Below are 4,631 nucleotides of genomic sequence, written 5' to 3' on the forward strand. Positions count from 1 at the left end.
GTGCGGACCGGAACAGGGCCCGCTCCGCCACCCGCCCCACGAACGCCCGGTCCCGCGCGGCGACCACCAGGTCACCCAACAAGCCACCGTTCCCCGAATCCACAAGCCCCCCACCAACCGAACCATGCATGGCCGAGCACCTTACGCCGCACACCGCAGACCAACCGAAGGGATGAGACGCGCGTCGATATGACTTGGTTCACTCCGCCGCCGGTAACCCGAGTGCTCGGTGCAGGGACCGGGCGTGCCTGGGAGTGCCATGGCCACCCTGCGCCGTGGCGGGGGAACTGCGGTCGAAGTCATGGAAGCGACAACCTCCCTGGCACGGCCACCGCGGAGGTCGCGGACCACTCCGCCCACGACATTTGCGCTACCTCACGCGATGACGACCCGACCTCATGTGGAGGAGTCATGCCCACCCCGTCGATCATCGGAGCAGGACCCAACCTGGGGCTGGCCGCGGCTGCCAGGTTCGGAGCGGGGGGTCGACGTGGGCCTCGTCGCACGCGGCCGCGACAGACTGGCGGCGATGCGGTGCTCCTTGAAACAGAACGGCGTCACCACGCACAGCGTGGCCACGGACATCATTGGTGGATCCGGAGCTGACGTTGACGACCGCCCCACGCCCCGGGCGGTCAGGGGCGGAACCAAAGCCTGCACCAGCATGAAGGCGCCCGGAGATTGATGCTCATGTGACGGTCGTACGTCTCGTCGTCGGTCTCGACGGTAGTGCACAGACTCCAGACGGCGGCGTCGTTGATGAGGATGTCGACATCCCGACATCCCGACACCCTCGGCCAATCGGCACACCTCGCCGCGGTCGGCGAGGTCGGAGTGGACGAAAACTCGCTGTACCTCCCGATTCAGTGATGCCCCGTACCGTCTCGGCGCCCCCCTCGTCGTCGCTGTCGGTCACGACGACCTCCGCGCCCAGTGCGGCGAGCCGCACGGTCACTGCACGGCCGATGCCCGCGGCAGCGCCGGTGACCAGCGCCCTTGAAGCCAACAGCTCGGCATTCACACCCATCGTTCCTCGCTCGATCATCGGCAAATGGGCTGACGTTCCGCGTCACCGGGTCCCACGCCGACATCGCCCGGTTATGCCGGTCGAAGCCAGAATTGCCGAAACCGCAAACGATTTGGCCAGTCCGGTGACGGTCGACTCACTCTGACGTGCATGAACACTCAGATGACCGAGTCCTCGCAGGGCAGACGCTTCGACGTCGTCGTGGTGGGCGGCGGGGCAGCGGGGCTGAGCGCCGCGTTGACCTTGAGCCGAGCTCGCCGCTCCGTCCTGGTGATCGACTCCGGCAAGCCACGCAACGCACCCGCCGCCCACGCGCACAACTACTTGGGCCGGGAGGGCATTTCGCCGCTGGAGCTGCTCGCGACCGGGCGGACCGAGGTTACCGGCTACGGCGGCGAAATCCGCGACGGCAGCGTCCTCTCGGCGGAACGCCTCGCCGAAGGACACTTCCGGGTCGTCCTTGCCGACGGTTCCGCGGTGGAGTCACGACGTCTCCTCGTAGCGACCGGCGTGGTGGACGAACTGCCGGACATCCCCGGGATGGCCGAGCGCTGGGGCCGCGACGTACTGCACTGCCCCTACTGCCACGGCTGGGAGGTTCGTGACCAGCCCATCGGCATCCTGGCCCAGGGCCCGGCCGCCATGCACCAGGCCCTGCTGTGGCGGCAGTGGACCACCGACCTGACCGTGTTCCTCAACGGCAGCCCGGAACTCACCGACCAGGAACGAGAACAGCTTGCGGCACGGCAGATCGCCCTCGTGGAGGGCAGGGTGGAAAGCCTGGAGGTCACCGACGACGGGATCAGCGGTGTCCGGCTTCACGACGGGCGTACCGTCGCGGTACGTGCCGTCGTCGTCCCGCCCAACGCCCATGCCCGCGCCGATGTACTCGTCTCGCTCGGCCTGCGCACGACCTCGCAGCAGTTCGGCACACAGAGCATCGGCACCTACGTGCCGGCCACCGATCCGACCGGGGCCACGGAGGTGGCCGGTGTGTGGCTGGCGGGCAACGTCACCAACCTCGCCGAGCAGGTGATCGGCGCCGCTGCCGCCGGCGTCAACACGGCAGCGGCCATCAACGCCGACCTCGTAACCGAGGACACCCGCCAGGCCGTGGCTTCTCGTCGGAGCCGATGAACGTCCCACGGCACCCGCCCAATTGGGGCACCGCGCATTCGCCTCGTGTCCCTGGCGAGTGAGCTGAGACCGCACCGTGCCCCCGACCTCAGGAGATCTCTCGATGAAGGTATTTCTCACCGGCGCGACCGGATATATCGGCGGGACCGTAGCGGTCCGCCTGCGCGAGGCCGGCCACCAGGTCGTCGGTCTGGTCCGCGACTCCACGAAGGCCGACGCACTCGCGGCGTCGGGTGTCGAACCCGTCGTGGGCTCACTGGACGACAGCGAGCTGCTCACTGAACAGGCCCGCCGGGCCGACGGTGTGATCAATGCCGCCAACAGTGACCACCGTGCCGCTGTGGAGGCGCTCAGGGCCGGCCTGGAGGGCTCCGGCAAGCCGTTCGTCCACACAAGCGGCTCCGGCGTCGTCGGTGACGACGCCCGAGGAGAGCGGAACGAACAGTCGTACGGTGACGACATCCACGACCCCGGCTCCGCCTGGCAGCCGGAACACCCGATCCGAGTAGCCAGGGCCGCCATCCACCGTGTGGTCCTGGATTCGGCCGAAGCCGGAATCCGGTCCTCTGTCTTGTGTCCGGCCATGATCTACGGGCACGGGCTCGGCGCCGCCCGCAACGAGGTGCATATTTCCGCCCTGGTCGAGCAGGCCCGGCACAGCGGCGTCGTTCGCCATGCCGGCGCCGGCCGGAACATCTGGTCGACCGTCCATGTGGAGGATCTCGCCGACCTCTATCTCCTCGCCCTCGAACGGTCGCCTGCCGGCACCTTCTACTTCGTTGAAAACGGGGAGGAATCACTCAAGGGGCTGGCCGCCTCGATCGCCGAGGCACTCGGCCTCGATGGTCCCGAGCCCTGGGACATCGAGGCCGCCGGCGCCTTCTGGGGGCCCCAATTCACTACCGGGGCCCTGGCCTCCAACAGTCGCGTCCGCACCACACGAGCCCGCGACATTCTCGGCTGGAAGCCCCGCCACGGCTCGGTCACCGAGTGGATCGCCGCGGACTTGACCTTGTGACCGGACGCGGGGTGTGTCAGTGACGGCAACACCGCCTCGTCGGCCAGGTGTGGTGTGTGCAGTGCTCCTAGGAAGATCCCGGCCTTCTTCTGCCATCGAAAGCACGGCAAGTTCGCAGGTGAACGATCCGTCAACGGGGCTTCTGCCCTGACTGAGCAAGGAGGACGCGGTGACACGGACAACCCCGGAGACCACGGAGCAGGGCAGCAACCGGAAGGTCGTACTCGTCACGGGTGCCACGAGCGGCATCGGCGAAGGCATCGCCAGGCGGCTTGCTGCGGAAGGCCACCACGTCGTTGCCGGTGGGCGTCGAGAGGATCGGCTGACCAGCCTGGCGGAGAGCGTCCGAGCCGACGGCGGCAGCATCGATGTGCGCCGTCTCGATGCCACCGACCGGGCCGACGTGGCCAGGTTCGTCGACGAAACGGTTACTGCCCGGGGGCACATCGACGTGATCGTCAACAACGCCGGCGTCATGCCGCTGTCGCGCCTTGACTCACTGCTGGTGGACGAATGGGACCGGATGATCGATGTCAACGTCAAGGGTCTGCTGCACGGCATCGCCGCGGCCATGCCGCACTTCCAGCGCCAGAACAGCGGGCACTTCATCACCATTGCGTCGATCGGTGCCTACTCCGTGGTCCCCACGGCTGCTGTGTACTGCGCCACGAAGTATGCGGCCTGGGCGATCACAGAAGGACTGCGGCAGGAGGCTGAGCCGTTCATCCGGGTCACCACCGTCTCACCTGGCGTCGTCGAATCCGAACTGGCCGACACCATCACCGAACCGGAAGCCGCGGCGGCAATGAAGGCCTACCGCTCGGCGGCCATCTCGCCCGATGCCATCGCTCGTGCGATCTCCTATGCGATCAGCCAGCCCGCCGATGTCGACGTCAACGAGCTGGTCATCCGGCCTGTGCGGCAGCGCCCGTAGCGTCGCGGTTGTTGGCGGTCTGCGCCCGCAGGCGTGCGCATGTCGGTGTACAACGAGCACTCCGTACTGGTCGAAGCGGCGGCCGATGGCGTGGGCGACGGTGTCGCGCACGCCGATCGCGGTGACGAAGCCGGCACCGGTGACTTGCCGGCCCCAGGCATGGTCGGCAGGCACCTCGGTCGGGACGGTGGACCGATCGATGACCGGTCGAAGGCGGCGAGCGTGGCCTTCTCCACATGGTGGCCGAGCGAGGCGACGAGTTCCGCGGTGCGCGACACGGCGTCGACCACCGGGCCCGACGGCAGAGTGAAGTACGGCATACCGACGCGCCTTTTCAACCCTTCGATGGGAACGACATGTGCGACGTAGGCTGCTCGGCCATGTACGGGTTCGGTTCGGTTATGAGGACCTCATGAACATGGGAGACGGCCGCTCTTTAGGTGACCTTGTGGTGGCGGCGCGGGGCCGGGCGTTCGTGGGGCGGGTGGCGGAGCGGGCCCTGTTCCGGTCCGCAC

Annotated in this window: 5 protein-coding genes; 4 read left to right on the forward strand and 1 reads right to left on the reverse strand. The window is 67.9% G+C overall.

Annotated elements, in window-relative coordinates; all coding sequences use genetic code 11:
- Window positions 1–688 precede the first annotated feature (688 nt).
- Window positions 689–1,045 carry an SDR family NAD(P)-dependent oxidoreductase gene (locus IEZ21_RS46785; protein ID WP_189327899.1) on the reverse strand — a complete coding sequence of 119 codons (357 nt, stop codon included), beginning with the start codon at window positions 1,043–1,045 and terminating at the stop codon, window positions 689–691.
- 132 nt (window positions 1,046–1,177) lie between these two features.
- On the opposite strand from IEZ21_RS46785, the gene IEZ21_RS46790 reads away from it, so the two are divergent.
- The 4 genes from IEZ21_RS46790 (at window position 1,178) to IEZ21_RS46805 (ending at window position 4,485) form a co-directional block, all read left to right on the forward strand.
- Window positions 1,178–2,164 (forward strand): NAD(P)/FAD-dependent oxidoreductase, encoded by a 987-nt coding sequence (locus IEZ21_RS46790; protein WP_246568984.1) that lies wholly within the window; start codon window positions 1,178–1,180, stop codon window positions 2,162–2,164.
- Window positions 2,165–2,267: 103 nt separating this feature from the next.
- Window positions 2,268–3,182 (forward strand): NAD-dependent epimerase/dehydratase family protein, encoded by a 915-nt coding sequence (locus IEZ21_RS46795; RefSeq protein WP_189327900.1) that lies wholly within the window; start codon window positions 2,268–2,270, stop codon window positions 3,180–3,182.
- A 169-nt stretch (window positions 3,183–3,351) separates the two neighbouring features.
- Entirely contained in the window at window positions 3,352–4,116 is a 765-nt protein-coding gene (locus IEZ21_RS46800) for an SDR family oxidoreductase (protein ID WP_213089446.1), read from the forward strand.
- Between the two features lie 39 nt (window positions 4,117–4,155).
- Window positions 4,156–4,485, forward strand: a complete 330-nt coding sequence (locus tag IEZ21_RS46805) for a hypothetical protein (protein WP_189327901.1) — start codon at window positions 4,156–4,158, stop codon at window positions 4,483–4,485.
- Window positions 4,486–4,631: the final 146 nt, after the last annotated feature.

The sequence above is a fragment of the Streptomyces flaveus genome, from assembly GCF_014647675.1.
GTDB classification, from domain to species: Bacteria; Actinomycetota; Actinomycetes; order Streptomycetales; family Streptomycetaceae; genus Streptomyces; species Streptomyces flaveus.

Excerpts from the sequence above, each read along its gene's own strand:
- IEZ21_RS46805 (WP_189327901.1), top strand. The coding sequence starts at position 4,156 with ATGTCGGTGTACAACGAGCACTCCGTACTGGTCGAAGCGGCGGCCGAT.
- IEZ21_RS46790 (WP_246568984.1), top strand. The coding sequence starts at position 1,178 with ATGAACACTCAGATGACCGAGTCCTCGCAGGGCAGACGCTTCGACGTC.
- IEZ21_RS46785 (WP_189327899.1), bottom strand. The coding sequence starts at position 1,045 with ATGATCGAGCGAGGAACGATGGGTGTGAATGCCGAGCTGTTGGCTTCA.
- IEZ21_RS46795 (WP_189327900.1), top strand. The coding sequence starts at position 2,268 with ATGAAGGTATTTCTCACCGGCGCGACCGGATATATCGGCGGGACCGTA.